Below are 3,331 nucleotides of genomic sequence, written 5' to 3'. Positions count from 1 at the left end.
GAAGTCCCTCAAGGAGGGGAAGGCCGAGGAGCTGGCCGCCCTGCCGCTGGACGAGCGCCTCAAGCGCCGGATCATCGACGGCGAGAAGAACGGCCTGGACGACGACCTCGCCGAGGCGCTGACCACCCGCAAGGCCCTGGACATCGTCAACGACACGTTGCTGGACGGCATGAAGGTCGTCGGCGAGCTCTTCGGCTCCGGCCAGATGCAGCTGCCGTTCGTCCTCCAGTCCGCCGAGGTCATGAAGGCCGCGGTGGCGTACCTGGAACCGCACATGGAGCGGGCCGAGGGCGAGGAGGGCAAGGGCACCATCGTGCTGGCGACCGTCCGCGGCGATGTCCACGACATCGGCAAGAACCTGGTCGACATCATCCTCTCCAACAACGGCTACAACGTGGTCAACCTGGGCATCAAGCAGCCCGTTTCGGCCATCCTCGACGCGGCGGCGGAGCACAAGGCGGACGTCATCGGGATGTCCGGCCTCCTCGTCAAGTCCACGGTGATCATGAAGGAGAACCTGGAGGAGCTGAACCAGCGCAAGCTGGCCGCCGACTACCCGGTGATCCTCGGTGGCGCCGCCCTCACCCGCGCCTACGTCGAGCAGGACCTGCACGAGCTGTACGAGGGCGAGGTGCGCTACGCGCGCGACGCCTTCGAGGGCCTGCGCCTGATGGACGCCCTCATCGCCGTCAAGCGCGGCGTCCCCGGGGCGACCCTGCCCCCGCTGAAGCAGCGCCGCGTGCCGCTGAGGGAGCCGAAGTTCGAGGAGCCGGCGGGCGTCGGCCGGTCGGACGTCGCCGTCGGCAACCCCGTCCCCGCCCCGCCGTTCTGGGGCACCCGGGTCGTCAAGGGCATCCCGCACAAGGAGTACACCTCCTGGCTGGACGAGGCCGCCCTGTTCAAGGGCCAGTGGGGGCTGAAGGGCGACACGATCGAGGCGGAGGGCCGGCCGAGGCTGCGGATGTGGCTGGACCGGCTGCGTACGGAGAACCTGCTCGAAGCGGCTGTCGTGCACGGCTACTTCCCGTGCGTGTCCAAGGGCGACGACCTGATCATCCTGGACGAGAACGGGCACGAACGGACCCGGTTCACCTTCCCCCGCCAGCCGCGCGGCCGCCGCCTGTGCCTGGCGGACTTCTTCCGGGCCGAGGACTCCGGCGAGACGGACGTGGTCGGGCTCCAGATCGTGACCGTCGGCTCGAAGATCGGCGAGGCCACCGCGGAGCTCTTCGCCTCCGGCTCGTACCGCGACTACCTCGAACTCCACGGGCTCTCCGTGCAGCTGGCGGAGGCGCTGGCCGAGTACTGGCACGCGCGCGTCCGCGCCGGACTCGGGATCGCCGATCGCGAACCCGAGGGCCTGGACGGCATGCTGCGCACCGAGTACCAGGGCTGCCGCTACTCGCTGGGCTACCCGGCCTGCCCCGACCTGGAGGACCGCGCCAAGATCGCGGACCTGCTGCGGCCGGAGCGGATCGGGGTGCACCTCTCCGAGGAGTTCCAGCTCCACCCCGAGCAGTCGACGGACGCCATCGTCGTCCACCACCCCGAGGCGTCGTACTTCAACGCGGGGCGGGCCGGGGGTGGCCGGTGATGGGCCTGGTCACGGACCGTCCGACCTTCTCCTTCGAGTTCTTCCCGCCCCGCACCGCGCAGGGCGAGCGGACCCTGTGGCAGGCCATCCGCCGCCTGGAACCGCTGGGCCCCGACTTCGTCTCCGTCACCTACGGTGCGGGCGGGTCGTCCAGGGACCGCACCATCGAGGTCACGAAGCGCCTGGTCACCGAGACGACCCTGCGGCCCGTCGCGCACCTGACCGCCGTCGGGCACTCGGTGGCCGAGCTCCGGCACATCATCGGCCAGTACGCGGACGCCGGGGTGCGGGACGTACTGGTCCTGCGGGGCGACCCGCCCGGCGACCCCAAGGGGGAGTGGACCGCACACCCGGACGGCTTCCACCACGCCTACCAGCTGGTCGAGCTGGTCCGCTCGCTGGGGGACTTCACCATCGGTGTCGCCGCCTTCCCCGAACGGCATCCGCGCTCGCCCGACTGGGACAGCGACATCCGGCACTTCGTCGCCAAGTGCCGCGCCGGCGCCGACTACGCCATCACGCAGATGTTCTTCGACGTGGAGGACTACCTGCGGCTGCGGGACCGGGTGGCGGCGGCCGGCTGCACCACCCCGATCATCCCGGAGATCATGCCGGCCACCGACGTCCGGCAGATCCGCCGCTTCGCGGAACTCTCCGACGCCGCCTTCCCCGAGGACCTGGCCCACCGCCTGGAAGCCACGCAGCACCGGCCGGACATCGCGTACGAGATCGGCGTGGCCCACGCGACGCTGATGGCCGACCGGCTGCTCGCCGAAGGCGCCCCCGGCCTGCACTACATCACGCTGAACAAATCAACGGCGACCCTCGACATCCACCGCAACGTCATGAGCACTAGGAGCCTCCATGCCAGTTGAGACCATCGATTTCAAGGTCGCCGATCTCTCTCTCGCCGCTTTCGGGCGGAAGGAGATCACGCTTGCCGAGCATGAGATGCCCGGTCTGATGTCGATCCGCAAGGAGTACGCCGCCGCGCAGCCGTTGGCGGGGGCTCGTATCACCGGTTCGCTGCACATGACGGTGCAGACGGCGGTGCTGATCGAGACGCTGGTGGCGCTCGGTGCGCAGGTGCGCTGGGCGTCGTGCAACATCTTCTCGACCCAGGACCATGCGGCTGCCGCGGTCGCGGTCGGTCCGGACGGCACTGCGGAGGCGCCGGCGGGTGTTCCGGTGTTCGCCTGGAAGGGCGAGACGCTGGAGGAGTACTGGTGGTGCACGGAGCAGGCGCTGACGTGGCCGGACACGCCGACCGGTGGTCCGAACATGATTCTGGACGACGGCGGCGACGCCACGCTCCTGGTGCACAAGGGTGTGGAGTTCGAGAAGGCGGGTGCGGCTCCGGATCCGGCGACGGCGGACAGTGAGGAGTACGCGCACATCCTGACGCTTCTCAACCGGACGCTGGGTGAGTCGCCGCAGAAGTGGACCCAGCTGGCCTCCGAGATCCGTGGCGTGACGGAGGAGACCACGACGGGTGTGCACCGGCTGTACGAGATGCACCGTGACGGCAGTCTGCTGTTCCCGGCGATCAACGTGAATGACGCGGTGACGAAGTCGAAGTTCGACAACAAGTACGGCTGCCGCCACTCGCTGATCGACGGCATCAACCGTGCCACGGATGTCCTGATCGGTGGGAAGACCGCCGTGGTGTGTGGGTACGGGGATGTGGGCAAGGGGTGCGCGGAGTCGCTGCGTGGCCAGGGTGCCCGGGTGATCATC

The 3,331-nt window shown here is 69.3% G+C and carries 3 protein-coding genes; all 3 read left to right on the top strand.

Annotated features, from left to right (window positions below; all coding sequences use genetic code 11):
• A partial coding sequence (locus ACN6LM_RS37755) for a vitamin B12 dependent-methionine synthase activation domain-containing protein (protein WP_445069942.1) occupies positions 1 to 1,594 on the top strand: 1,594 nt, incomplete at its 5' end.
• On the top strand, positions 1,594 to 2,469 hold the full coding sequence (metF, locus tag ACN6LM_RS37750; RefSeq protein WP_445069941.1) for a methylenetetrahydrofolate reductase [NAD(P)H]: 876 nt from the start codon (positions 1,594 to 1,596) through the stop codon (positions 2,467 to 2,469). The genes ACN6LM_RS37755 and metF, both read left to right, overlap by 1 nt.
• Positions 2,459 to 3,331: adenosylhomocysteinase (locus tag ACN6LM_RS37745; protein WP_445069940.1), on the top strand; the 873-nt coding region annotated here is incomplete at its 3' end. The genes metF and ACN6LM_RS37745, both read left to right, overlap by 11 nt.

It is taken from the genome of Streptomyces sp. SAS_281 (assembly GCF_052542855.1).
The sequence above is the reverse complement of the archived record's forward strand: the minus strand, read 5'-3'. Positions and strand labels throughout refer to the sequence as shown.